This window comes from Aureliella helgolandensis (genome assembly GCF_007752135.1).
In the GTDB taxonomy this organism is placed as follows: domain Bacteria; phylum Planctomycetota; class Planctomycetia; order Pirellulales; family Pirellulaceae; genus Aureliella; species Aureliella helgolandensis.
In genome coordinates, this window is record NZ_CP036298.1 from 6,064,780 (window position 1) to 6,089,391 (window position 24,612).

At 56.7% G+C, this 24,612-nt stretch carries 19 protein-coding genes; 11 read left to right on the forward strand and 8 right to left on the reverse strand.

Going from position 1 to position 24,612, the window contains the following annotated elements:
* The first annotated feature begins 94 nt into the window (after positions 1–94).
* Positions 95–334, forward strand: a complete 240-nt coding sequence (locus Q31a_RS21330; protein WP_145082371.1) for an FmdB family zinc ribbon protein — start codon at positions 95–97, stop codon at positions 332–334.
* Positions 335–730: 396 nt separating this feature from the next.
* On the opposite strand, the gene Q31a_RS21335 is transcribed toward Q31a_RS21330, so the two are convergent.
* The 3 genes from Q31a_RS21335 to Q31a_RS21345 are packed head-to-tail and all read right to left on the reverse strand — an operon-like array spanning position 731 to position 2,846.
* On the reverse strand, positions 731–1,390 hold the full coding sequence (locus tag Q31a_RS21335; protein WP_145082373.1) for a DOMON domain-containing protein: 660 nt from the start codon (positions 1,388–1,390) through the stop codon (positions 731–733).
* A 7-nt stretch (positions 1,391–1,397) separates the two neighbouring features.
* A complete protein-coding gene (tadA, locus tag Q31a_RS21340) occupies positions 1,398–2,009 on the reverse strand; it encodes a tRNA adenosine(34) deaminase TadA (RefSeq protein ID WP_261342683.1) in 612 nt (203 codons plus the stop codon).
* Between the two features lie 39 nt (positions 2,010–2,048).
* Positions 2,049–2,846: a family 16 glycoside hydrolase gene (locus Q31a_RS21345; RefSeq protein ID WP_145082375.1), complete on the reverse strand. Its 798-nt coding sequence runs from the start codon at positions 2,844–2,846 to the stop codon at positions 2,049–2,051.
* Positions 2,847–3,216: 370 nt separating this feature from the next.
* Here Q31a_RS21345 and Q31a_RS21350 point away from each other — a divergent pair, with 370 nt between their 5' ends.
* Entirely contained in the window at positions 3,217–3,612 is a 396-nt protein-coding gene (locus Q31a_RS21350; RefSeq protein ID WP_145082378.1) for a VanZ family protein, read from the forward strand.
* A 54-nt stretch (positions 3,613–3,666) separates the two neighbouring features.
* On the opposite strand, the gene Q31a_RS21355 is transcribed toward Q31a_RS21350, so the two are convergent.
* A complete protein-coding gene (locus tag Q31a_RS21355; protein ID WP_145082380.1) occupies positions 3,667–4,740 on the reverse strand; it encodes a DNA polymerase III subunit in 1,074 nt (357 codons plus the stop codon).
* A gap of 308 nt (positions 4,741–5,048) precedes the next feature.
* Here Q31a_RS21355 and Q31a_RS21360 point away from each other — a divergent pair, with 308 nt between their 5' ends.
* A complete protein-coding gene (locus Q31a_RS21360; protein ID WP_145082382.1) occupies positions 5,049–6,062 on the forward strand; it encodes a lysophospholipid acyltransferase family protein in 1,014 nt (337 codons plus the stop codon).
* Positions 6,063–6,353: 291 nt separating this feature from the next.
* On the opposite strand, the gene Q31a_RS21365 is transcribed toward Q31a_RS21360, so the two are convergent.
* Positions 6,354–8,282, reverse strand: a complete 1,929-nt coding sequence (locus Q31a_RS21365; protein ID WP_231690874.1) for a 6-phosphogluconolactonase — start codon at positions 8,280–8,282, stop codon at positions 6,354–6,356.
* Between the two features lie 308 nt (positions 8,283–8,590).
* On the opposite strand from Q31a_RS21365, the gene Q31a_RS21370 reads away from it, so the two are divergent.
* The 8 genes from Q31a_RS21370 to Q31a_RS21405 all read left to right on the forward strand — a co-directional run bounded on the left by Q31a_RS21370 (position 8,591) and on the right by Q31a_RS21405 (position 18,813).
* A complete protein-coding gene (locus Q31a_RS21370; RefSeq protein WP_145082386.1) occupies positions 8,591–9,151 on the forward strand; it encodes a hypothetical protein in 561 nt (186 codons plus the stop codon).
* A 1,082-nt stretch (positions 9,152–10,233) separates the two neighbouring features.
* The gene (locus Q31a_RS21375; RefSeq protein ID WP_145082389.1) at positions 10,234–12,657 is read left to right on the forward strand and encodes a COG1361 family protein; all 2,424 of its coding nucleotides are present in this window, start codon (positions 10,234–10,236) and stop codon (positions 12,655–12,657) included.
* A gap of 478 nt (positions 12,658–13,135) precedes the next feature.
* Positions 13,136–14,167, forward strand: coding sequence for a hypothetical protein (locus Q31a_RS21380; RefSeq protein WP_145082391.1), 1,032 nt, complete (start codon positions 13,136–13,138; stop codon positions 14,165–14,167).
* Between the two features lie 110 nt (positions 14,168–14,277).
* Positions 14,278–15,195, forward strand: a complete 918-nt coding sequence (locus Q31a_RS21385) for a MotA/TolQ/ExbB proton channel family protein (RefSeq protein ID WP_145082393.1) — start codon at positions 14,278–14,280, stop codon at positions 15,193–15,195.
* Positions 15,192–15,617 carry an ExbD/TolR family protein gene (locus tag Q31a_RS21390; RefSeq protein ID WP_145082395.1) on the forward strand — a complete coding sequence of 142 codons (426 nt, stop codon included), beginning with the start codon at positions 15,192–15,194 and terminating at the stop codon, positions 15,615–15,617. Before Q31a_RS21385 ends, Q31a_RS21390 begins: the two co-directional genes overlap by 4 nt.
* Entirely contained in the window at positions 15,614–16,084 is a 471-nt protein-coding gene (locus Q31a_RS21395) for an ExbD/TolR family protein (RefSeq protein ID WP_145082397.1), read from the forward strand. The genes Q31a_RS21390 and Q31a_RS21395 overlap by 4 nt, the downstream gene beginning before the upstream one ends.
* Before the next feature lie 34 nt (positions 16,085–16,118).
* Complete coding sequence (locus tag Q31a_RS21400) at positions 16,119–17,381, forward strand: acyltransferase family protein (protein ID WP_197355472.1); 1,263 nt, start codon at positions 16,119–16,121, stop codon at positions 17,379–17,381.
* 88 nt (positions 17,382–17,469) lie between these two features.
* Entirely contained in the window at positions 17,470–18,813 is a 1,344-nt protein-coding gene (locus tag Q31a_RS21405; protein WP_145082399.1) for an SMI1/KNR4 family protein, read from the forward strand.
* Positions 18,814–18,838: 25 nt separating this feature from the next.
* Here the strand turns inward: Q31a_RS21405 and Q31a_RS21410 are convergent, their stop codons facing one another.
* From Q31a_RS21410 to Q31a_RS21420, 3 genes are all read right to left on the reverse strand, one after another.
* Entirely contained in the window at positions 18,839–22,741 is a 3,903-nt protein-coding gene (locus Q31a_RS21410) for an FtsX-like permease family protein (protein WP_145082401.1), read from the reverse strand.
* Positions 22,738–23,427: an ABC transporter ATP-binding protein gene (locus Q31a_RS21415; RefSeq protein WP_145082404.1), complete on the reverse strand. Its 690-nt coding sequence runs from the start codon at positions 23,425–23,427 to the stop codon at positions 22,738–22,740. The genes Q31a_RS21410 and Q31a_RS21415 overlap by 4 nt, the downstream gene beginning before the upstream one ends.
* 149 nt (positions 23,428–23,576) lie before the next feature.
* Entirely contained in the window at positions 23,577–24,560 is a 984-nt protein-coding gene (locus tag Q31a_RS21420) for a uracil-DNA glycosylase (protein ID WP_231690875.1), read from the reverse strand.
* Between the last annotated feature and the right edge of the window lie 52 nt (positions 24,561–24,612).

Here is a 24,612-nt window from a genome sequence, read left to right on the forward strand (position 1 = left end):
GTCCTCATCACCTTCAGTGGCAACATGCCCGACAGCGTGCAATGGGTTGCTTGATGAACAGTTAACGCACGACACTAACGATCAAGGAGCGAAAATGCCTCTCTACGAATACCATTGTGAAGCCTGCAATGCGGACAGTGAATTGCTCATCCGCTCAGCGTCCGAGAAGCCCGCGTGCCCTCAATGCAACTCCACCAAACTTACCAAGCTGCTTAGTGTCGCCGCTGCGCCCAGCATGAATGGCGGCAGTTTGCCGGTTTGCAATACTGCTCCGGCCCCCTCAGGAGGAACATGTGGCAAGCCCCAGTGTGGCTCGGGCTGCATGTTTGGCTGAGACAGGCCCCTCCCTATCTACTCCACAACTCCGTTCTACTCCACAACTCCGTCCGGGCTGGGTGGCCCCGTCGCAGAATTTCTCACAGATCTGGGCAATGTCCTGAGCGGTCTCTTTTCGCAGGTTGAGAGATCTTCGTGGGACATGGGCCTAGCGCGAATGGCACAGCCCAGACCAGGAAAAGAGTATGCTCAGGGTAATCCTGCGAAGTCAGACGGCTCGCGCGCTCCAAGGCCAAGCTTGGATTCCCCCCTCTAAACGTCTGAGAGCCCACGCGGCCCTAAAGCACACGGCAATGCCCTCCATCCGGCGATGCCCGCTAAATGCCCGCTAATGTCGAGCACCACCACGCGGAGAAGTAGAATCAGCGGCAGGCCGCAGCAAACTCAATTCAGCTCAATTCAATTTGAGCTGTGCCCAAAGACTGGGATTATCCATCACCGGCAGATCGGGTTGGAGCGCCAGAGACTGCCATCCAAGTTCGCGATCCGTCACGGCGAAATAGAATCCAATCGTTGGAAAATCATTGACGTCGAGTCCGGCAATGGCATTGAAATGCAGGGCGCCGACGAGCCGGTAGCGACCATCTGCCACTCGGGCACGAACCGCCATCAAGTCGTCGGGTGGAGGAGAGGGGTTTTCTCGCGCCCGGTTGATGGGGGCCCACCCCACGAAGGGCAGGTCAGCCTTAGGGCCGCGGCCCATGGGAGAGAACCCAAAGCGGTTGCAAAATTTAGTAGCTCGATGAATTTCTCGGGAGTTGCGGGCATCGATCCAAACGTGCAACCCATCGCTGTCTTCCATCCGCGACTCGCGACACCAAGGAAACTGCGTTTTGCCCTGCACGTCGAGCTGAAAAAACAGGGCATCTTTGCCCACCGCGACACGAACCTGCGCGAACTTCGGCTCCCCTGACAATTCGGTATTCAGGCAAGGCACGATCGCTTCGTCCGGCAGCGCTTCGGGCCGGTCGCTAAATCCACGATCAAAGCGATGGGCTGTCAAACGAATTCGAACCAGAAGACTGGGATCAATTTGGAGAGGTTCTTCTGTCATGGCTGCTCTATTTTTTCCCTTGCCGGCGTTTCTCTTGAAAGAACTGACTTAGTATCGCTCCACACTGATCGGCCAGCACTCCACTGGTCACATCAGAACGATGATTAAAACGTGGGTCATCCAGCATTCGGTACAGAGTGGTGACCGCCCCGCCTTTGGGATCACTCGCCCCGAACACAACTCGAGGCACGCGCGCCTGCAGAACCGCCCCGGCACACATTGGACAAGGTTCCAGTGTGACATACAACGTGCATTTTTCCAGCCGCCAACTGGAGAGAGCGGCGGCCGCTTGAGTAATCGCAATCATCTCTGCATGAGCGGTCGGGTCTTGTAGAGATTCACGCTGATTCCAGCCCGCTCCCACAACTCGATTGCCAAACGTCACGACCGCCCCCACCGGGACCTCATCCTCCTGCCGCGCCTGCTGCGCCAGCGTCAATGCGCGGCGCATGAACATTTGATCCCAGTCAATCAGCTCATGGCCAGGAATATCCCCGCCCGAGAAGTCGCCGTCGGAATACTCGAAGGAAATCCCCTCCTTGCCGCTTAGACCTCCCGTCATTTCATCTTCGGAGTAGTCGCCCTCGTCGAACTCTGAATCAAACGATTCTCTAATCAATGTGCTTAACCTTAGCGAACATAGTTGTGGTCGACACGGTCACTCGCGATCCGCCTTGAGCTTGGCCAGTGTGGCCTGATCCAACTTGCGGAACTCCCATCCCCTTACGGCCGCCTTGGTGCGGTAGGTGGTGTACCCCAGTGGTTGGCAAATATAGACTTCGATGCGCGTCGAAAACTTGTGATAATCCCGATCTTGATGGCAGTATTTCTTGCCATCGATCCAGGTAATGACCTCATCGTCCGACACCAGCAATCGCAATTTGTACCAGCGATCGCTCTCAAAAGTGGTGTAATTGGATGTCGAATTTTCGGAGGCATCGAAACCATCGACGTTGGACAAACCGACAAGGCCACCTCCCCATCCTCCGACGATCCAAGAACAAAATTCATCTCCCACCGGAAAGGTTAAGCCGCAGAAGAAATCGCTTCCCTCCACCCGCTGCACTTCGAAGCGAATTTCATAGTTCGTAGTGGGAAAATCTTTGCCGGTGTAGTGGATGCCGGTCATCGGCTCGCCAGCTGCCACAACGAGCGTCTTGCCATCCCATTCAACGCTCCCCTCTCCTCCAAAATCGGTTTTTTCCCAGCCCTTAAGTCCCTCCTTGGGCAAAACGGGCTTCCATCCCTTAGTTTCGGGCGACTTCGCCTTGGCGACTTCGGTTGCAACTCCCCCTTCGGTGCCAATTTTTTCGCTACTCTGGGCGGCTGCTGGCTGCCCGTCCGCTGGATTTGCAGTTTCCTGAGCAAAAACTTGGCTGGCAGTTGGCACGACCAACCCACAACCGACCAGTAGAACTTGCGAAAAAAAGAACGCCATTGATATCCGCTTGTGCATGAACATTGCTCCCATAGCGTTGACTGGTTGGTTGGTGGGTCATATTCCCATTGGGTCGGGAAACAGGAAAACTCGGATTCTATCGGGCGATCGCCACCAGTTTTCCGGCGCTTGATGCCGATTTCTGTCGTAGAGTTGCAAGGTTCCCTATCGCTAGTGTGACGACTATGGAGCGATTCCGCCACCAGTGGATTGCAGAACGTCGCCGAGCAAGTCGGAGCACTTGGGAACTTTGAAGTACGTCTCGTAGAATTGCTAGGTTAGTACCATTCCAACGCAACAGACCTCCACGCAACCCACCACCACGCTCGGTGGCCGAGTCCTAGCCAACCTGGGACTCAATGTTCAGCTCCCGCGTCAAGTTCGCCTCATGATTCGACTCGCTTCCGCCTGCTTGATTACCTATTGGTTGGCAATCTTTGTCGCCACGCACATTCCAAGCAGCTCGATGCCAAAACTGGGTTGGTCAGACAAGGTCTACCATATCATCGCCTTTAGTGGCCTCTCCTTCTTGCTCTGCTGGGCAGTCCCCACCCGCCTAGGACAACGCTTTCGGCAACTCGGCGTAGCTGGGGGAATCGCGCTAGCCTATGCTGGCTTCGACGAATTCACCCAGCAATTTATCCCAGGGCGACACTGTGACATTTGGGATGTGGCCGCCGATGCGGTCGGAATCTGTGTAGGAATCAGCTGCTACCTATCTTGCCACTGGTTGCTAACCCAGGTGACTTGGGGACGACGCCTGATCGCCTCGTTCTCGCGCTAGCTCCCTGCTACAGCACTAAGCTGGAGCCTGCTTGCAATCCAACGGTGCCAACAATCAGCGTTGGCTATGCGCGGCGACATCGGTAATCCAAGCTTCGAGCAAGCTAGCTTGATTCGCATTCCGATCGACTTGCTCAATCGCCGTTAGGCATCGCTGCCAACATGCGATCGCTGCCGCAGCTCCACCTTTCCAATTGTGCATCGCCTCCTGCACGGCGCGACTAAGCAGCGGATCCCCCACCGACGGCGTGTGGGCAGCCTGAGATTCAAGGGCGGAAAAGGAATAGGCCACTCCGCGGTAGAGACTGGCCGCCATCCGAAAGATCAGCTTCAAGCGATCTCTCTTGAGTCGCGCATCCTTACCGGCCGCATCCGCCATTGCTCCACAATGCTTCGAGATCTCGGCCAGCGCGAGGCGTGCCTGAGAAAGCAGGTTGAGGAGGCTGCCTCGGAACTCCTTCAGCTCTTCATCTGCCAACAAACGAGCTTCGGTGAGACTCCCCTCCGCTTGCTGGGCAATTTCCCGCGCCACATCTTCACTCTCAGCTATTCCCTGACGAAGGATCAACGACTCCAGTTGAGGCTGGTCCAGTGGTCTGAATACAATCGCTTGGCAGCGAGAGCGGATCGTGGGAAGTTGCCGCTGTAGGCCAGCTCCCACCAAAATAATGATCGAATCCAAAGGCGGTTCTTCCAGGGTCTTGAGTAGACAGTTCGCCCCCTCCACGTTCAAGGTATCCGCGTCGTCGAGAATTGCAATCTTGCGTCTCCCCCCATAAGGACGCATGCTGATGTCGTGGCACAGCCCCTCTCGCATCCGCTTCTCACGCTCTCCAATCAACAACTCAATTGGCAGATAGGCCTTTTCGGCCGGCTTGGAGATTTGGATAAGGTCGGGATGCGTACTGGCATCGACCTGCGCGCAATCCTCGCAAACCCCGCACGGGGATAGTTGCTGCGGCTCCGTCGCATTGCACAGCAAGCTTTTGGCGAGCAAGCGAGCAAAAGTCCGCTTTCCTACCCCTTCGGGCCCCACGAACAGGAAACTAGTCGCTAGTCGATTGCCGGCCAAGGCGGTACGAAACCATTCGTATTGCTGCTGATGTCCGACAAAATCCGACCATTGCATCGTCGAAGACCTACTGAAACGCTCTGAGTTGTTGAGAATACGTACCCTTGGCCAGCGAGCCCAAGCTTGACACAATTTAGGGCAGCAACCGAAAACAATCTACCCGCAGAGGCTCAGCAAGAGCCGCTTGCCTAACGAGTCCCCACCACGTGACGACCCGTAGAAAATCGCAACCCGCCGCGTAAGCAAGGAAGGGCAATCGCCGCTACAGGACAATCTTGGGCGCTACCTCCGTACCGAAATCGAACACACTTTTACCTTGACAACCCACTGATCCGAAACCACTAGCAGACCGAAAAAAACTTGGCATGGAAGTACACGATTCGCAACCAAGCCTATCGCGCAGATGGACCGATTGGCTCGGCTACATTGCGATGCGTTGCGTCATCTGCCTGATCCAAAGCATCTCGTTAAAATCGAGTGATCGCGTCTGTCGCTTGCTGGCCTATGCACTTGCCCATTGGCTCCCAGTCCGCCGCGAAGTCGTCGACACCAATCTGAGGATTGCCTTCGGCGAGCTGACCGATGCGCAGGTTGCGTTGCTGCGATACAAGATGTGGCATCACTTGTTGCTGATGATTTGCGAGATAGCTGTCGCGCCTCGTAAAATCCATCGCACCAACTGGTACAACCACTTCTACATGCCCAACAAACGGCAAACACTGGGGGTCATGCTCGACGCTCGCGCTTCGGTGATCGTTACAGGCCATTTTGGCAATTTTGAAGTCGCCGGACACACAGTGGGTATTCTCGGTCTTCCTCCCTCCGCCATGGCCCGACCGCTCGACAATCCCTATGTCGACCAATACCTTGCCGAATTCCGCTCCGCAGGTGGCCAAAAGATCCTCCCCAAGGAAGGGAGCTCTACGGCCGTCCAGGAATTGCTAGAGTCCCGCGGCACGTTGGCGATCCTGGCCGACCAATACGCCGGCCGCAAGGGGTGTTGGGTCGACTTTTTCGGTCAACCAACCTCTTGCCACAAGGCGCTGGCGCTCTTCGTTCTATCGGCGAAGGCCCCAATGCTGGTCAATTCTACTCGGCGTCTCGACCGTCCCTTGCGTTTCGAAATGTCAACCATCGGAATCGCAGATCCAGAGCTACTCAACTCACCCACCCCGCCAGACTACCTGAGCAGCGTTCAAGATCTAACCAGCTGGTACAACGCCCGCCTGGAAGAGATGATCCGCTTAGCACCTGAGCAATATTGGTGGTTGCACCGTCGCTGGCGTGACGTCCCCCCAGCAGTGGAAAAACGTCTCGCCGCAGCCCGCCTAAAACAAGCCACTCCTCAGGCAGCCCCCAGCCCTTCGTCTACTGCCTAGCGACGCAAGCCGCCAAGCTGGGGAGGACAAGCTGGGGAGGACAAGCTGGGGAGGACGAAGGGCCTTTGGGCTGCTCCCCAGTGCAAAGCTAGGCCTGCCTGTGCAAAGCCGGATCCGTGGGGAAAGCCAAATTTGTGTGCAAAACACTGGCCCTGTCCGCAAGCAAGCAGAAGCCGGAGAATTGCAGCGGCGAACATTGCAAACGACGCGCACTTCATCTCTCGTTGAATTTCGCGTCGTGCGCGGTCGCCTTTCGCTGCAGGATTTGCTCCAGGCAGCGAACTTGCGGAGCTAGATCTGATTTCCGTTCCAGCGAGTAAATGCCTCGAGCGCGAAGAATTCGGGCAATCCAATTTGATTGTACTTATCGGCCGTCCCCTTGTTGCGATCCTCGGCCCGTTGCCAGAACTCCCGAGGATCGGAGCCTGGGAACAAGGCTTCATCCTTCTGGCTCTCATGCATAAAGATCGCCTCACGCTTCAGCTCAATGTCACTAGGGCTGAGCGGAACCGCGATTTCAATTTCATGCAAGGCGTATTCCTGCCAAGCTCCGCGGTATAGCATGACCTCCGGTACCGGCTTGCCTTCGCGTTGGAGCTGCCCCAGTACGCTTAAGATTGCTTCGGCACAGACTCGGTGGGTACCATGTGGATCGGCCAAATCTCCCGCAACGTAGATTTGATCGGGCTGCACCCGTTCCAGCAATTCTCGAATGATTGCGGTGTCATCCTCTCCCATGGGGCGTTTGGCAATGGTCCCGGTCCGATAGAAGGGAAGGTCGAGGAAATGCAAATCCTCGGCCCCACACCCCACATGCAAGGCCCCCGCTCGAGCCTCACTCCAGCGAATCAACGACTTGATCTTCAGAATCGTCGCATGATCGGGCTGCCCCGGAACCTTATTCGCTAATCCAGCATGCACCTCTTGCTGCACTTCCACCGACTTCTGCTGGTCGATGGAAAATAGCCGATTGTACTCCGTCACCAAATCAGCCACACGATGTGCGTCATGATCGAACACCGCAATATTGCCACTGGTCATGTAGGCGATGTGGACTCGATGCCCGTCCTCTACTAGCCGGATCAACGTGCCTCCCATGCTGATCACATCATCATCTGGGTGAGGGCTGAAACAGAGACATGTCTTCTTCTCCTTGCCAGCGGGATGATATTCAATCGTATCTTGCATCCAGCGAAAGACGCGGTGAGCGATGCGTTGGGCGGGTCCATGGTGACGTAACAGTTGATGCAGATCGTGCTGTCGGAAGTCTTCGTCGTCGAGCTTCAGCAGGGACTTTCCGGAGCGTTCGCAGAGCCACAAGACGGCCCGTTTAATGAGTGCTTCATCCCACTCAACCTTTTCCAACACCCAGGGCATGGAAATCCCAGTCAGCAAGCCTGCGGCAGGCAGGTCCAACAAAGCTCGCGCATCGACGTGCTCTTGCAGGTAGGAAGCAGGCACGCGATCCGAGATGACTCCCTCCAGCGTTTCGGTAACAATCGCCGCCTTGTGCTCTCCTAAGGCGAGCAGCAAGACATGCCGCGCGGCCAAAATAGGCGATAGCCCAACCGTCAACGCCTGTACGGGCACATTCGATTCGCCAAAGAAGTCACTGGCGCATCCCTGGCGCGTGATCGGATCAAGCGTGCACAACCGAGTTCGGCTCTTTCTCATCGAAAACGGCTCGTTGAACCCGATGTGACCGTTCCTGCCGATGCCCAACAGCACGAGATCAAAGCCGCCTGCGCCTTGGATCAAATCATCGTACCGCCGACAATGCAATTCGATATCGCTAGCCACAACCTGGCTATCCAAGCAATGCACGTTCTCTTGCTTGACGTTGACATGGTTGAAAAAATGCTCCGCCAACCACAACCGATGACTCTGCGGATTGTCCTTGGCGATGCCATAGAATTCATCCAAGCAGAAAATAATAACATTCGAAAAATCCAAGCCTTGCTCATCGTACAGTCGGATCAGCTCGCGGTAGGTCCCCACCGGAGTGCTACCGGTCGGCAGGCCCAATACAGTCGACTGGCCTAGGTCAGACCGTTCGCGAATCAACCGCGAAATAATCTGGGCCGCATGCAATGCCAAATCCTTGCCTGTCTGAAAGACAAAGGCCGGCAGATGCGTGCCTGTGATGGGGCGCGCTCGCGAAGCTGAACCTGACGGAGAGGAGCCGACCGACGCTGTAGATCGCAATTCGGTAGAAGACACGCGACTATTCTTTCTTGGGGGATAGTAATGCCTCGAGACGCATCGAATCGCCTTGAGGACTATGGTAGTGACCGGCAAATATGCTTTTCCAGTTTCGTCGATCGCCGCCATTCAGGCAATGTTGCCTAACGCAGTTTGTCATACTTTGACTCGCTTTCCTAATTTGAAACCTGGTCTGGCCCCGTTGCGAGCCGCGATCTGCGGTCTATCATGATTCCTATATCCACCTGAGTTAGGGCCCATTCATTGGGGCACCGACATTGTTCCATTCCCAACAACGCGACTCGTTTCCCCTCTGAAGGTCTTCTATGAGCCCCAATTCCCCCAAGCAGTGGTTCAAACTCGAAGAACAATTCTTCAACAACGTCGATCAACAATTACTCGCCAAACTGCGCGGCGAAGTGCAGACCGCTGAGACCGCTGAAACGATCATGCGAGTCACGGGCATTACCGACGCCGAGCTGGCCCAAGAAATCGCGGCCATCAACATTACCATCGATACCCTGGCCGCCTTCCGCCTCGTTCCCTTGGTCGCCGTAGCCTGGGCAGACGATAGAGTGGAAGAGAACGAGCGCGATGCAATTTGTCTAGCTGCAGAGAAATCGGGCATTGCGGCCGACGAGCCCGCTATGGAACTGCTCAAAGTCTGGACGAGGCAGCGCCCCGGTCCCGAACTCCTCGATACCTGGTGTGAGTACTCCAAAGCGCTGTGTAGCGGGCTCGAAGAGTCCCACCGCACCAAGCTCAAAGAAGAGATCTTGTCACAGGTCAAAGCGGTTGCCCAAGCCAGTGGCGGCGTCATCGGATTCGGGAGCATCAGCGCTCACGAAAAAGAGGTGATCGCCCGAGTCGAAGCTGCGTTGGCCTAGCCGACACGGCCAATTCACTCCCTGCACCTATCTTTCTTCCCGTCGCCCTGGCCGGCTACTTTTCCTCCGCAGAAAAGCTTGGCTAGGGTGCAGTTGGTCCAGGATGTTGGTGAGCCATTGCCTCAACTCCCGCGCGTGCCTGCGTCCATTTCAAGCACAAGCCAGCCCCCTGCCTGCCCCGCGCGCAGGCGGACTCAGCCACTTCTGATCCACGCGGAATACGCGTTTCCCCCCGATTGTGATGCTTGCCGCAAAGCGTTGGCCCCTTGGCTTGTGGATGGGTATGCGGTTTTTGTTTTGCTGTGAACAGAGCCCCCAATCCTCTCACTGCGCCAATCACACTGCGGCAACCACACTGCCTGGCTCACCGGCCGGCAAGACTGGAACCCACCGTGTGTCAGCCGGGACGGATTCCTGGCCGCTGCCATTCAAAGCGGAGTGCGATTCTAGCACTGGATTTGCAGATGCCCTTGAAGCAGCAACCTGTCATGCGGTGGTCTACTATTGCAAATAGGCTGCCGAGGAACGGGTGGCAATTGCCTGGGCAGAGCCGCTTCCGCCGGGCTTGCTCCAGCCGGATCAAATTCCTGGGGGCCAAGTCGTGCGACGTTCTAAGGCCGCGTGGACGGTGCGTGGACGGTGCGTGAACGCAACGTAAGCCAGCTCTCTCTAGCCGCTAGAGTCGACGCAGCTCGCACAATCGACCGCGAACTGCTCCATTGTCAGACTTTCTTAGGTCCAAGTATTCGACTCGGCCGCTTTTCGCGTGCTACGTTTCCCACGGACGCAAGTCCGAGCTGACCATGGAGGTTAGTTCTAAAGGACGCTTGTGGATTTAAGCGGGACGCTTCGGGATGAAGGCGCAACACGGAAAGTTGAATTCTAGAATTTCGCGCTGCAGGACTGCACGCGATAGATCGGCGTGCGCCGGTTGGTTCCTAGCCGCCTGCTTCTGCGTTTGCTTCTCTTCCTGCGCCAAACTCTCGCTGCCCGCCATCGATCCCTCAGGGCAGAGCATCTTCCTCCCATATCCCAATTCAACACAGGTCCGGCCAATTGTCAGTCGAGACGGGCAACCCGGATTGCTTCCAGCCCCGGCCTTTACAACCCCTCCAACTCCTCCGCCATGCTTAGATGGTAGTACCGACAGCTCGGGCTTCTGCAACCTACTCGACCATAAAAAAGGGCATATCAAACAGAAGTTCGAAAATCTGCACTCCTCGCCCGGCAAGGCGGGTGAAATTCAACTGACTCCACTGCGAGTCGTCGCTCCCGTAGGCGGCGAGGTTGTCTTGATGGCTGGCATCTGTGGTCCCGATGGTCACCTGGTCAATCGCGAACCCTTGGAATGGATGCTGTCCCCCGATAGCGTAGGGACGTTCATCGAAGTTGGGGACGATCAAACCAGCGTGCTGACCAGTCTGTTGCATCCGCGCGACCCGAAAGTGGAAAAGCTAGATGTTGATTTTGCCCGCGGTCGGACCAGCCACAAAGCGACCAAAATCACTCGCGGCTCCCCCCAATGCAATGACGATATCGAACTCCGAGAGGGCCAAACCTGGCTCAGCATCTCCTCCCCGAGTGAGGGCATCAGCCGGGTGACCGTCCTGGCGCCGGAGAGTCAGATTTGGGATCGCCGACGGCAGACAGCCACCGTGTATTGGGTCGATGCTCAATGGCAATTCCCCCAGCCCGCTACCGCCCGGAGTGGCTCTCCCGTGCAATTGGTCACCCGTGTTACGAAGGCAGAAAATTTAGTACCCGCCGAGGATTGGTTGGTCAAATATACGATTGTCGATCCCAGCGTGGCTGCCTTCACTCCAGCCACGGGTGGCAACGAATTGATTGCCAAGGTGAACAGTGACGGTCAAGCCATTGCCAACTTGGTCGCCGGCCCCAATGGTCGCGGTACAACCGCCATCCTCATCGATGTCGTTCGGCCAGCCCAACCGTCGGATAACCTTCCCGAACTTCGACTGGGCAGTGGACAATCGCTGGTCACCTTCAGTGCCCCGGGTTTAGCGCTGCAAGCCTTCGGCCCCCAGCAGGGCGCGCTGGGCGAACCACTCACGTATGTCGCGAGCCTAGGAAACCCGGGCGATGTGGATGTAGAGAATGCGCAGCTACGCATGCTGATCCCCGAAGGTACACGGGCCCTGAGCGTCGTCCCCAATGCGCAAACCCAAACAAACACGGGGATCATTTGGGACCAGGGTACGCTGGCTTCCGGTCGGCAGTTGGATGTCGAAGTGGTCTTAGAAGCGTTTCGCGTGGAGACCTTCCAAGTGGTCTTCGAAGCACGCGGTGAACCCTCTCTGAACGCGCAAAAGACCGTCGGTACCGAGATCGTCGAAGCCTCAGTAGAAGCCCGCTTTGAACCTGCGGGAGGCATTGCAGAGGCTGAGGTTGGAAGCACGGTCCTGTACGAGATCGAGATCAAGAACACCAGTCGCCAGACACTGACCGACCTTCGATTGCTGCTGGAGTCCTCCCCCGGTCTCCCCGAAGCCTCACAAGGACAAAACACGGTTGAACAGCGCATTGCGGTGATTCGCCCCGGTGAAACGCATCGCGTGGGCGTCAACTTCCGCATCCAACAGCAAGGCCAGCATTCCGCGAGTCTCAAAGTCCTTACCGGGGAAAAGCTGCTCGCCGAAAAATCCTCGAACATCCAAGGCCTACCAGCCCGTCCCAAACAGCCTGACATCGGGATTAGCATCGAATTCCCACAGACGATCCAGGCCGGCTCGATCAACAACGCCGTAATCACCCTACGCAATCCCGGAGAGGTTAAGCTCACCGATATCAAAGTCAATTTGACGCTCGATCCCTCGCTGCGAGCAACTCAGGTCGATCGCGACAATCTCTCCCGCTTCCAACTCGGCGCCGATGGCAATACGGCTGTCTGGCAAGCCCGGGACTTGCTTCCGCGATTGTCGGGCGATAGCGGGGACATGATCTGGCAGCTATTCGTGACTCTACAATCTCGTGCAGCCGTGCAGCAGGGAACACTCCGCGTCTCCGTTACCGCTGCCGAAGGGGTGCAGGCAGAAGCTTCCACCAACTTCGCTGCAATCAGCCGTACCGTGGATCCACCCGCCCCAGTAACCCCTCCAGCCCCCACCGAGCGAACCGGAGCGTGGCGACTGATCCTGAACGGACTGGGGAATCCCACCACGGTCAACAAAGAATATCGCTATGCATTATCAGTAAGAAATGAACAGAATCAAATCGATCGCAATCTGCACTTGGAAATGCGACTCAGCGAGGGCGTCCGGTTCCTGGGCGTCACCAGCAATGGGGCAACCGTGCAACATCGTTTCGGAAGTGACGGGACCATCACCTTCCCTGTCGTAAACTCCGTGCGTGCCAACGAACAATTGGAATACACAATCGTCGTGGTTCCCACAGTGCCACAAACCATGCTACTCCGAGCACGGGCATACTCCGATGGCCGTCCTGAAGCGGTCGAGACGCTTGAGCAAACAACCGTCAACCCTCAGTAGAGCAGCAAGACGCGGCCACGTAGCTAGGCGTGAAGAAAGAAGTGCCCTCAACGGATGGCATTGATTGCGTTCTGCCTCATGCGGATCCTCCAACGCTACCAGAGCTTGGACCAGTTGCCCAATCGGAGTCGTTGCTGCTTCGGTGCGATTCGGGGGGGGTGGATTCCAGGTCCAATTTGAAAATGCAAGTAATTCGACAAGCCGCCCTACTGCGGGTTACGATACCAACAGTCCGTATCCTGGCAGTCACGTATCTTGGCAAGCACAAAGCGTAGCAGTCACGATTTTCACGCGCAGCAGAAATCCCCCTGGAGCCTGCTCCCTCAATTCACAACCTCGTCCAGCATTCCATTGAGCCGTAGCTTCCTCCATGCAAACTTTTCCATGCCAACATGCCTCAACATTTCAGCTGGCCCCGTCGGGCACTAGGCTGCCTTGGAGAAGAGGCTGGTCCTGGAACTCCGCCTGGCTATGTCTCATGCTGTGCATCGCCGCAGTTTCGATTCCCCCCTCCCACTTGGCTGCGCAATCCGATGTCGTTGCATCTGCTATCGAAGCTGAACCCCATCTAGCGGACAGCGACCAAGTCCAAGTTGTGACCGGGAGTGCCAAATTTGCTACGCTCTGGCATCCCCAGGGAGTCGCCCAATACGCCGGAACCATCATTGATTTTGATGCCAATCTGCTTGTTCTGAGGACTCCAGATAACCAGGAGATGCAATTTCAGAGCGATCGCGTGCTCCACATCGCATTTCAATGGCGGAAGGACGAAGCGCGGCAAGCCAGCGATTTGGTGGCGGACCGCCAATACCAGGCAGCAGTCACCGCCATCCAATCGGCCTATAAGAGTGGAATTCCGCAGTGGCAGCAACGAATCCTGATTGGGCAACTGGTCCAAGCTCTAGCAGCGTTGGAGAAGTCCCGCACCGCAGGAGTGCTATTCCTGAACCTCGCCGATGCCCACCCTCCAGCCATGCTCTACGCAGACATGCCACTCTGCTGGACAGCCCGTGAGCCCGATGCGGCGTTGCTGAAAACTGCCCTAGACTGGTTGAATAGCGATTCGGAATCCGCGCAACTCCTGGGGGCCAGCTGGCTACTGATGGGCCCTCACAGATCGCAAGCAGAAGAAGCACTGCGGAAACTGAAATCCTCAGAGAATTCAACGGTTTCTCAGCTGGCAGCCGCTCAGGCATGGCGGTCCGTTCCTCCCCCTGACACAATGAAGTATCTCGCGGAATGGTTCGAGTTCCGTGATGGACTGCTCGAACCTCTCCAGCTGGGACCTAGCGAATTCTTAGCCGAGCGTTTAATGCGCATCGGTCAAGACGAATTGGCGATAGGACAATGGGTGCGTATCGGAACGATCCATCGCGATCGCTACCACCGCGCAGCCGCTGCTCTCAACTCTGCCGCTCAGCAATTGCAGCGCAATGGAATGAATCAAGAGGCTCAAAAATTACACACATGGATTACCGAGTTATCTCCCCAGCAGCCCACTCCCCAATAGACGCCATTCCGTCCAGCGACGTGAATTCAATTGGCAGGCCCGCTCCAGCGTCCCGAGCTACAGAGCGGTACCGCCCGATGGCGGATCTTGGATGCAATTCAAGTCTGCCAATGCGTGTGGATTTTGGTTTCAGAGTCCCCTTCGCGTCCTACTTGCGGCATCTCGCAGATGGGCTTCGCTCCGCGCTCACTTCTCTTGCCACCATCCTAACGTTGTTCCTGGGTGCGCTCGTTCCGCAATACGCGTGGGCTCAAGGAGACGCCCTTTCCCCAGAACCTGCAGTTGAGACGGGAGGATTCTGGGCGGTTATCTCTAGTGGCGGCTGGATTGGCGGACTCATTCTCTTCGCGCTCCTCATGCTGTCGTTGATGTCGGTGTACCTGATCATTGAGCAAGTCATGGTGCTTCGCAAGCAGGAAGTAATGCCCACCGGACTCGCTGAAGAAGTCCGGCAATTGCTATCCCAAGGCCGCTTGCCAGATGCCGATGCAGCCTGCCGCCAGCGGCCCAGTCCACTCGCGTTTGTCATCTTGAGTGGATTGTCTGAGCTGGATTATGGCTGGACCGCCATGGAGAAGGCCATGGAGGATGCGATCTCCGAACAGGCCGCCAAGCTCTATCGAAAGATCGAGTACTTGTCGGTCATCGGAAACCTAGCCCCGATGTGCGGTTTGCTGGGAACCGTGACTGGTATGATCTTCGCTTTTCAACAGGTTGCTATCAGCCAAGGTACTGCGGGAGCATCGGATTTGGCGGAGGGCATCTACTCGGCACTAGTCACCACCGTGGCCGGGCTGGTGGTTGCCATCCCGAGCCTGGGAGCGTTTGCGGTCTTCCGCAATCGCATTGACCAGTTGATCGCTGAGGCAGCCTACTTGGCCCAACACGTATTTGCACCAGTGCGGCGACGCGCAATTCAGACCGGAACGCGTCCCAAATCGGCCGGTCCCGCTCCCCTGGCGAGCGCCCCCGCCAGTCCGCCCGCAAGCCCGCCCGTACCTCCACCGCCACCAAGACCTAATTCGTGAAATCACCACAACTACTCAACGCCGGAACCGCGAGCATCAACATGACCCCCATGATTGATGTCGTCTTTCTGCTGATCATCTTCTTTTTGGTGTCCAGCCACTTGGCAAAGCAAGAGAATTCGGTGCAGCTCGACCTGCCAACTGCCGATTCTGGGCTCGACGACACCTCACCGGTTGAGACGTTGGTCGTCAACGTGCTCGCCAGTGGACATTGGCAAATCGGCGGTGTCGAGGTCAACGAAGCTATGCTGCCCAAACAATTCCGCAGTAGGCAGCAAGCCGCTACCGAACCATTGCGGCTAAAGATCCGCACCGATCAAAACGTAACCTACGATCGCTTAGAACCGCTCCTCAAGCAAGCCGCCTTGGCCGGCGTTGGCGACATCGTGTTTTCAGTCTACGATTCGAAAGCGCGGCCATGAAAAGAGATTTCTCCCTAACCCCCACGTCGCGCAGTGGTCGCGTGCGCCGCCCACTAGAAGTCGCCATGACTCCTATGATCGACGTTATTTTTCTGTTGCTGATTTTCTTTTTGGCGACCAGCAGCTTTCAATTGGTAGAGCATCTCCTCCCCAGTGGTATCTCCAGCCTTCCCAACGAATCGGGAACCGGCGCAGAACCTCCGCCCGAACCAACTCCCGACGCGCTCGAACAAATCGTTGTAAAATTAGAACTCGTGGGAAATAGCACCGTCGCAAAAATCAATGGGATCACCCTCCAAGATCTCAGCCAACTCCAAGCGAGATTGCGGACGATCAGCTCCGTCAAAGCGGATGTCCCCGTCATCATCGACCCTCAGCCGAAAATCAAAGCTGCCGATGTGGTTCGCGCCTACGACTTTGCGCGACAAGCCGGCTTGGCCCGAGTCTATCTAGCCACTCGAGAATAATTCCGATCGCGCACTAGGACGCAAGTAGCTCAACATGAATCCGCTCTCTCCTCCTTCGTCCCCACCTCCATCGCCTGTCTCGCCAGCACCGCATCAGCAGGGTGAGCCGTCCAGCCCAGCCACCACGACAGTAAATCGACAGGCCTCGATCGATGTTTTCCGTGGCATCGTGATGTTTTTAATGCTGGCCGAAGTACTCCATTTATCGAGTCTTCAAGCGGCCTATCCGGACAGCGGCTGGGCGGGCTGGCTTAGCTTCCACACCTCCCACGTCGCCTGGGTAGGTTGCTCGCTGCACGACATGATCCAACCCAGTTTTTCATTCTTGGTTGGCGTATCACTTCCCTTTTCCATCCTCAGCCGGAAGCGTCGAGGAAGCAGTTGGCGATCCATGGCGCTACATGCAGCGTGGAGAAGCATCGTGTTGATCGTGCTGGGAATCCTCTTGCGGAGTCTGGGACGACCGAGCACGAATTTCTTCTTCGTCGATACGCTCACTCAAATCGGCCTGGGCTACTTCTTCCTATTCCTCATCGCTGGCTACTCACGCACAATCCAGCTGATGTCGGGCGCCGCCGTGCTAGTCGCGTACTGGCTGCTGTTTGCCCTATGGCCTCTTCCACCTGCGGACTTCGACTGGCCGTCTGTGGGCGTGCCCGCACACTGGGAACATCTTTTCACGGGATTTGAGGCGCATTGGAACAAGAACACAAATCCCGCCGCTGCGTTCGACACATGGTTCATGAATCTATTTCCGCAACACCCGACCTTCGAGTATAATTCGGGAGGCTACTGTGTTCTCAACTTCATCCCCACTTGGGTGACGATGCTCATCGGCGTGCTGGCCGGCGGGATTCTTGTATCTAGTAGCAGCCCCACGAATCGATTGACTCAGTTGTTCGCTCTGGGTATCGTTCTGATGGCTGCGGGCTGGGGAATCTCCGCGCTCGGCTGGTGCCCCATCGTAAAACGTATTTGGACTCCCACATGGGTCCTTTACAGCGGTGGGCTCTGTTTGATCGCGCTTTCCGCTCTGTACGGGGTGTGCGATCTCCAGGGCCATCAGAAATGGGCTTGGCCGCTGCTCGTCATCGGTTCCAACTCCATCGTGGCGTATGTCATGAGCTGGACCTTGGAAGAACCCATCAAGGCGTTTTGGAAGCGTCACCTAGGAGCGGAGAGCTTTGAAATCTGGGGCGACGCTTGGGAGCCATTCCTGCTCGGTTCGACTGTTCTGCTCAGTATGTGGCTGATACTATTATGGTTAAAAAGCAAACGGATCTACATTCGCATCTAGCGTTGCCCGCCAAACCTTAGAACAACGCGAGTGATTTCTTCTTTGATGATCACCCTTTTGCAGACAACTCAGCCGAATCGGACCGAGAATGGGGCAAGCCTCACAAGCCTTGCGACAACGCTATCAACTCAACTCCATCACTCCCGCTTGGGCGCGTTGGTTCGACGGCGAGTGGAATCAAGACCTTCCGGCCGGCAGCTTTCGTAAGCCTCTTCCAACCAACACTCTGCTCAGCGAAGCTCCGCAAGATATTTGGGCCGGTTTTATGCTGCCCGATACCCTGCCGTTGATCAGCAACGAATACGGTGATTGGCTATGCATCCGCGTCCTCCCCACTGGCGAGTTGGGCGAACTCGTTCACTGGTACCACGGTGGAGGCGACTGGATTCCCATTGGAAATACGCTGGTCGAAGCGTTACTGCATGACGTGATCGACCAGTTTCGTCCAGTGCGTAAACAAGTCCTGCGTGGTGCGTCCGAAACGCTCCAAACGGGCCATCATCGAGAAGTGCTCGACCGATTTGCCGACGACTTTCGGCAGGGCTGGTTCTCCCAGGCAGTTGAAGAATTGGCTCCTCAGGCCAAACGACTCCCCGCCGACTTCCTCCACCAGTTGGAACAAGGTGAATATTCAGTTTGCCTCCAAGCCCTAGAGAAACACGGACTCGCGATCGACGCCATCGCCTGCGACCGCATCGAAGACCTGCTGCAAAACCCGCTGGCCGTAATCGCCAATCGGGAGATTGCCGAAGCGGTGGGACTGCAGTGGTCTCCAGACTTCGTTCGCATCCTGTTTGATCCACAACTGGCCACCGCCGAGATGCGGCAAGCGATCTGCGACGCAGCAGGCATCTCGCCAGAGAATTGGCCCCAGCAAGACTGGGCTCAAGCGCAAAACTATGCCGAACAGGTCCTCTCGCGGCGCCAAGATTTGGGATGGGCCTTCAACATCGCTGGTTGGGCACAATACCGCAACGGCCATGTCTCCGCTGCCATTGAGCATTATTGGGCCGGGCGATTTGCATCGTCCTTTTCGGATCAGTCGGTCCGTGTCCGCACCCATTGGTTCCCGACCAAACACCACAAATTCGCAACCGCCCAGCTACTGTCGCTGCACAAAGATGGCCACGAAGCTGCGACCAAAGATCCCTACCTGGAGGTCATCGAACGCAGTGCGACGAACGCCACCCATGCCGATTTACTCACCGAATTCTGGCTCGATCAGGGGCGCAATCAACTAGATTCCCATGACTTCCCCGCCGCCTACCGCTCGTTCTACCAAGCTGGCTGGGACATCGGTGCGCGGCGTTTGGAAAGCTATCGACAAATCCTAGCCGGGGCCGTCGAAGCTGCCACGGGCGCTGGCTGGAACGCACTGGCTGCCGTCGCCGCCACCCACCTGGCCTGCTTCACAGCCCGTACCGCCCGCTAAGCGCCCCGTCCCACGAGGCTGCCAGCTATTCGCTTCGCAGCCCAGCCAGCACAGAGCTCCGTGTGGCAGACCGTACCGCCCACCAAGATGCGGCTAGGCCGACAATCAATACTACGGCCAACATCCCCAACGGCCCCATCAGGCTCAAACGAGGACCGGTTTCGAGCACGAAGGGAGCCAAGGCAATGGTGGCAGACAACACGCCAGCGGCCAAGCCGCTGAAGAGCAGCAAGCCCGCTTCGAGCGTTAGCATGTGAGAGATCCGTGCTCGCGAGAATCCCACCGCCTGCATCAACGCCAACTCGCGTCGCCGCTCGACAATACTCCGCAATTGGACCGCCACCAACCCGAACGTCCCCAACAGTAGCCCCAGCGCTCCCAGCGATTGGAAAGCACTTATGTACGTGTTCTGAACTCCCAGCAACTTTTCTAGCAACACCGCGCTCGACTTGACGTCCATCCCTTCATCGCTCCATCCATTCTCCATCGTCTGGGTCACATCCTCTGCGGAGGCGTTCTCACCAGTTTGAATCAGGAAAAAGCTGTAGCCACTGATTTCTGGAAACAGTCGCTCGAAATTGCTTTCGCCGATGAGTAATTTCCCTTGCAGCACGCTGTTGGACAGTAGCCCCACGGTCTCGAAGTAGAGCGTGCGGCCGTCAAACTCGAGCTCCAGTAGGGCCCCCAGACTTGCCCCCTGCTTCAGACTCCAAGCCGCCGTGTTCTGATCAAGCACCACTGGGATCGGATTGCTTCGATCACCATTTCCAAAGACCTGCAGCGACCTCCAGGGGGCTTCGGGCTCAACGTTTGCAGCCCAACTAAACACAGCCGCGTTGGGTGAGAAATCTTGCAATTCCTGCAAGCGCGAGGACACTGCCAAAATCGTTGGTTGAGAGACTTGGTAGAGGTTATTGCAACTGGCATCTTCACCAGGGCGCACGCGCATTGAAAAGATGGTCGTATCCAACAAGGCTTCCGCGGCAGGACCAATCATTTCTTCCCTTGCCTTGGCAGACATCATGTTGCGATAGATTGGCTGCGAGCTTTCGGCTAACAGATTAAAGCCGCCGTAACCCTTTTCATCCGGAGCGACCTGAAAGGCGCCCATCGAGGCGATGAGAAAACTCGCTACTGCCAGCAAACCAAGGGACAAAGAGCTGCGCATTGGATTGCGGCTGATTGCTCGCCAAGCCAAAGTCAGCAAGCCGTACCGAGGGGCCAACGTGGTTGCTTTATAACCAACTTCCATCCAATGCCGCATTCCTAAAAGAATCGCGACCAGCACGAGAAAACCACTTCCGAAAAAGATTCCAGCTCTCGCCATACCCACTTGGCCAAGCCCTGCAACGGCCAGACCGCAAGCGGCAAACAAGGTAAAGCCGGCAATCGCTAGACGGGCACGCCGCTCGCGCACTCCCGATACACCAGTCTGTTGCTCAACACCACGCAGGAGGGCCAGGGGAGCCTGCCGGCTCATGCGCCGCAATCCCCAATACATCGCTAGCCAACTGGCGGCCAAGCCGGCGGCCCATCCAATCACGAGACTTGCACCGCTCATTTGAAACTGTAGAAACGGAGTCGAGATCGCGCCCAGCCACCAGGTTTGCAGACCTGCAATCATGCCACGCGCATACCCAATCCCCAACGGCACTCCCAACGCCGCACCAAGACAGGCCACCAAGAAGTGCTCTTGGATCAATAGCCGGCGAACTTGTGGTGGTGAGTACCCTTGGGCAAACAAGACTCCCAGCTGTTCGACGCGTTTGTCGAGCCCTAGTTTCATCAGCAAACTCACCAACAATAGAGCTGCCAGAATCACAAAGAAACTAAGCGAGAGAAATAACATATCGAACGGAGTGGTCCCAGAGGCCGATTGAAGCTGCTGGTTGCGAATCGCCTGAAACACAAACCCCATCTCCCGACGTGTTCTCAGCAAGGCGGTCTCAATCCCCGCCCGCAACTCCTGCTCGCTTTGGACTCGATCCGCGGGTATTCGAATCGAAGTCGTATTCCCAAAGCGACTTCCAAACATCTGTCCGGATGCGAGATAGGCATAGTCCGCATATATCTTGGGAGTCAAACGATGGTTGTTCCAATACTCATCATCCTGGTCCAAGATCAGCTCGTCCTTGAGCGCAAAGGGAAGGTCCCAATTGGAGATTGAATCTTGATCGGTAACCCCTGGGACCGTTGGTGTCATGGCGGGATCATTGAATATTGTCGGAGCGGCTGAGAACTTAGCAGCAGCCCCACGGCGATACGGCGCCGAGGGCTCGGTTAACGGAACCACCCCAGCAACCATCAATCGACTACGCCGCTCAACCTCTCTCCCCTCAACGGTCTCCGGGGCAAAATAGGTGATTTCAATCCAATCTCCAGCTTGCGCCCCCAATTCCTCAGCCAACCAAGTATTAATCCAGCAGTGCGGAAGTCGCAGATCGCGCAATGGCACTGTCGTGAAATTGCGCAAGCGAAGGTTGCTGTTCTGCTCGATGCCTACAATGATCGAATACGGAACCACTCGCTCCCCAATATTTCCCGGCGCGTCTGCTGCTTGGGCCAGCGGCACCGACTCCTTCGCCAGATCGCTGGCCTCGCTCTCGTTCGCCTCTGCGTCACTACCCGCTGCCCCATTCGCTTCGCGCACTGCTTGCAAAGCGAGATCCGCTGACTCGCGGTCGGTGAGCTCTCCTGGTTCAATGTCTGGATCAAAGTCCAGATCCCCTTGGTCTTCCAGCCCCTGGCCCCGTTCCCCCAACACCGAAGCGCCACCGCGCGGGCCCCGAAAAAACGGCTCGATGACGCGAGGTTTCGACCAATCTTCCTCGTCAGGCTCCACCTTGGTAATCGTGTTTGCAAGGTAGGTAAGCAGCCGCTTTCCCGGATAGATTGCCAGCTGATCCGTTACGGCCGTCGCCGTGGCATTATCTAAAATCATTTCGGTCGAGGAAAGCTGGAAATAGTCAAAAACCGTTTGCTCCGCGCCATTCCCGTCCGCATCTTCACCGAAACGTTGGGTATGCCGCTCCAGCTGCAAACCGTAGTCTTCCAACTGAGGATGCAATCTTTCACTCGCCGTCTTGCACCATCGGTCGCTCGACGGATCCACTCGGTCGACAGGTGAGGCATTCAAGACCAAAGCAGCGTTCACGCGCTGACCACATTCGAGTGTCTCCTGCACGGACTCGAGGGCACAGAATACGTTCCGAGGTGCTACTTGCCCAGCAGTAAATCGTAATCCCCCAATCCCATCATCAGGTAGAATCGCAACCACCGTCTGTCTCGGTAAACTAATCGATCGATCGTCTCTTCGCCCTAACGGATTGTCCGCAGGCACCCCCGGCGTCCGGCTCATGCGCAGCGTCACCTCGTCCCCAACCTCAAGCGATAACTCCTCCGCCAACGATTGATTCATGGCTACCGTGTCGGGGGCCAAGCGGAAGGCCTGGTTGCCCCCGGTAGCGTCCCCAGCATCCACAACCGTTGAAGAAGCCTGGCCAGGTGCTGGCTTCAAGGCTCGCCAAAACTCATCGGCCGGCGCTAGCAATTGCACCTGGGATGCGCGGAACAGCTGCTTGTCATTGCGATACTCCACACTGGCCCCAGGCAACGAAATAGCCTCAACCAGCGTTCGTGGCTCGAGCTGCTGCTCTGCAGTGATTCCCGGTGGTATTACCGCCACAGAGTCTCGCAAGGGGGCCAATACATCGGGTTCAAAAAACGACCTGGCGTGCAAAACGCCTTCCAGGTTGGCAAGCCGATGAACGACGAGCCCCTTCAGGCTGCCACGAACACTATCGCCCACCAAAAGCGCACCGACGATGACTGCTGTCGCCGCTGCAATTCCAAGTGCTACGGTGACATGGGAGCGACGAAAATAGCTGAGCGATCGCGCGACTAGCGTCCAACGAGTTGGTGTGATCATAAGTTGGCACCCTGGCCCTCAACAAGTTGCCGATTCTCGAGCCGCATTTGACGCCCCGCCTGTTCCGCCAGCCAGGTGCTATGAGTAACCACGATCAACGCAGCTCCCTCGCGACGCGGCAAATCAAATAGAAGTTCGGCAATGGTCTCCGTCGTTGCGCGATCCAAGTTACCGGTCGGCTCGTCCGCTAACAACAGTTTAGGACGGTGCAATAGCCCACGGGCAACTGCGACTCGCTGGCGTTCCCCTCCACTCAACTGCCCCGGTAGATGATGGACGCGCTCGGACAACCCCACGTCGGCAATCAGCTGTTCTGCCCGTGCAACCACTTCAGAGCTGGGCACACCACTGGCCAGGGCGGGGAGCAAGACGTTTTCGCTAATCGTCAATTGAGGCAACAAGTGATGATCTTGAAAGATAAAACCAATGCTCTCGTTGCGGAACTTCGCAACAGCGGAGGCCGATAAACCGAAGGGCTCGACCCCATCGATCTCCACTCGACCTGCCGTGGGAAAATCAAGAGTCCCCAAGATGTAGAGCAGCGTCGATTTTCCACAACCACTAGGACCGACAATCGAGAGATTCTCTCCCGCCTCCATGGTCAAATTCACGTTGTCCAACACCGAAATGGTTTCAGCCGCAGAGTTAAACGACTTGCAGAGTCCGTTCACATTCAGTCGAGACATCGATTGCTTTGCACTAAAATTAAGAATTGAACTTCAAAGAATTATCACTGCAGGCTCATCCCTATCTTCACAAGTCTGTTTGGTGATTGTCAACTCACCCAGCCAGGAAAGATGGCCCCGACACCATCATCGGTGGGACTCCACATCCCCTACAGTTCCCGCATCAACATTTGCATGTCTTCCCACACCAGCTTCTTCGCACTCTCGTTGCGGAGCAGATAGGAAGGATGATACGTGACGACCACTTGGGCCCCAGCATACTGATGAAACCTTCCACGCAGACGGCCGATGGACAGCTTGGACTGCAACAACGACTGGACGGCCACCGCCCCTAGACACACAATGAACTTCGGCTGCAACACGTCCAATTGCGAAGCAGCGAAATGGCGACAGAATCCAATCTCCTCGGGAATGGGAGTTCGATTCTGCGGAGGTCGACACTTGAGCGCATTGAGAATGTAGACCTCCTCACGATTCAATTTCATCGCCTGGATGATTTTGGTCAGCAACTGCCCAGCCTTGCCGATGAAAGGTTGCCCCGACCGATCTTCTTCTGCGCCAGGAGCTTCCCCCATAAAACAAACCGTCGGTCGAAGCTGTCCAGCTCCAAACACCGTTTGCTGGCGATAATTCACGATCCCCGCACATTCGCGGCACTGCTTGACCTGCGCATCTAAGGCCTGCAGTCGAGCCTGCCGCTGATCCTCCTCAAGCACCGGCAACGCCCAAGCCGCCGGGACTCCTAGCCCTATCGCTTCGGGCTCTTTCCCTGCCAGGCCACTGGAAGCTGCTCCCATTGCCGCGGGAGCGACCGCTGCAGTCTTAGCAACTCCTGCGGGATTCTTTTCGCTGCCGACCGGTTCGGCGTTGGCAGACACTCCTTGCCCCTCACTGGCGGCAGACCGCGAATTCACTGCAGGAACCCCCTGGTCTGAATTTCCAGGAGCCGCTCCCGCTTCGAGGCCCGCCACGCCCGCTTGGCGTGCCAAGCCTCCCGCCTGCAATTGGGCAAAGTGCGCCAACAACTCAGCCGGCAAGGCATCGGTCGACGACCTCTCAATACGCTGCAAGCCGCACCGACGACTAGTCTCCAATATCTGAGTAATGCTTTGCTGCAACTGCTGAATGTCCATCAACTCCCTTTCACTCCTCGCGGTTCGATCGCCCGTGCATCTATCGGACGCA

Bases quoted from the DNA above. Each gene is read 5' to 3' on its own strand.
- Q31a_RS21405 (WP_145082399.1), top strand. From the start codon at position 17,470: ATGGGGCAAGCCTCACAAGCCTTGCGACAACGCTATCAACTCAACTCC.
- Q31a_RS21380 (WP_145082391.1), top strand. From the start codon at position 13,136: ATGCTGTGCATCGCCGCAGTTTCGATTCCCCCCTCCCACTTGGCTGCG.
- Q31a_RS21335 (WP_145082373.1), bottom strand. From the start codon at position 1,390: ATGACAGAAGAACCTCTCCAAATTGATCCCAGTCTTCTGGTTCGAATT.
- Q31a_RS21370 (WP_145082386.1), top strand. From the start codon at position 8,591: ATGAGCCCCAATTCCCCCAAGCAGTGGTTCAAACTCGAAGAACAATTC.
- Q31a_RS21350 (WP_145082378.1), top strand. From the start codon at position 3,217: ATGATTCGACTCGCTTCCGCCTGCTTGATTACCTATTGGTTGGCAATC.
- Q31a_RS21360 (WP_145082382.1), top strand. From the start codon at position 5,049: ATGGAAGTACACGATTCGCAACCAAGCCTATCGCGCAGATGGACCGAT.
- Q31a_RS21420 (WP_231690875.1), bottom strand. From the start codon at position 24,560: ATGGACATTCAGCAGTTGCAGCAAAGCATTACTCAGATATTGGAGACT.
- Q31a_RS21345 (WP_145082375.1), bottom strand. From the start codon at position 2,846: ATGCACAAGCGGATATCAATGGCGTTCTTTTTTTCGCAAGTTCTACTG.
- Q31a_RS21400 (WP_197355472.1), top strand. From the start codon at position 16,119: ATGAATCCGCTCTCTCCTCCTTCGTCCCCACCTCCATCGCCTGTCTCG.
- Q31a_RS21410 (WP_145082401.1), bottom strand. From the start codon at position 22,741: ATGATCACACCAACTCGTTGGACGCTAGTCGCGCGATCGCTCAGCTAT.
- Q31a_RS21385 (WP_145082393.1), top strand. From the start codon at position 14,278: ATGCGTGTGGATTTTGGTTTCAGAGTCCCCTTCGCGTCCTACTTGCGG.
- Q31a_RS21415 (WP_145082404.1), bottom strand. From the start codon at position 23,427: ATGTCTCGACTGAATGTGAACGGACTCTGCAAGTCGTTTAACTCTGCG.
- Q31a_RS21355 (WP_145082380.1), bottom strand. From the start codon at position 4,740: ATGCAATGGTCGGATTTTGTCGGACATCAGCAGCAATACGAATGGTTT.
- Q31a_RS21330 (WP_145082371.1), top strand. From the start codon at position 95: ATGCCTCTCTACGAATACCATTGTGAAGCCTGCAATGCGGACAGTGAA.
- Q31a_RS21395 (WP_145082397.1), top strand. From the start codon at position 15,614: ATGAAAAGAGATTTCTCCCTAACCCCCACGTCGCGCAGTGGTCGCGTG.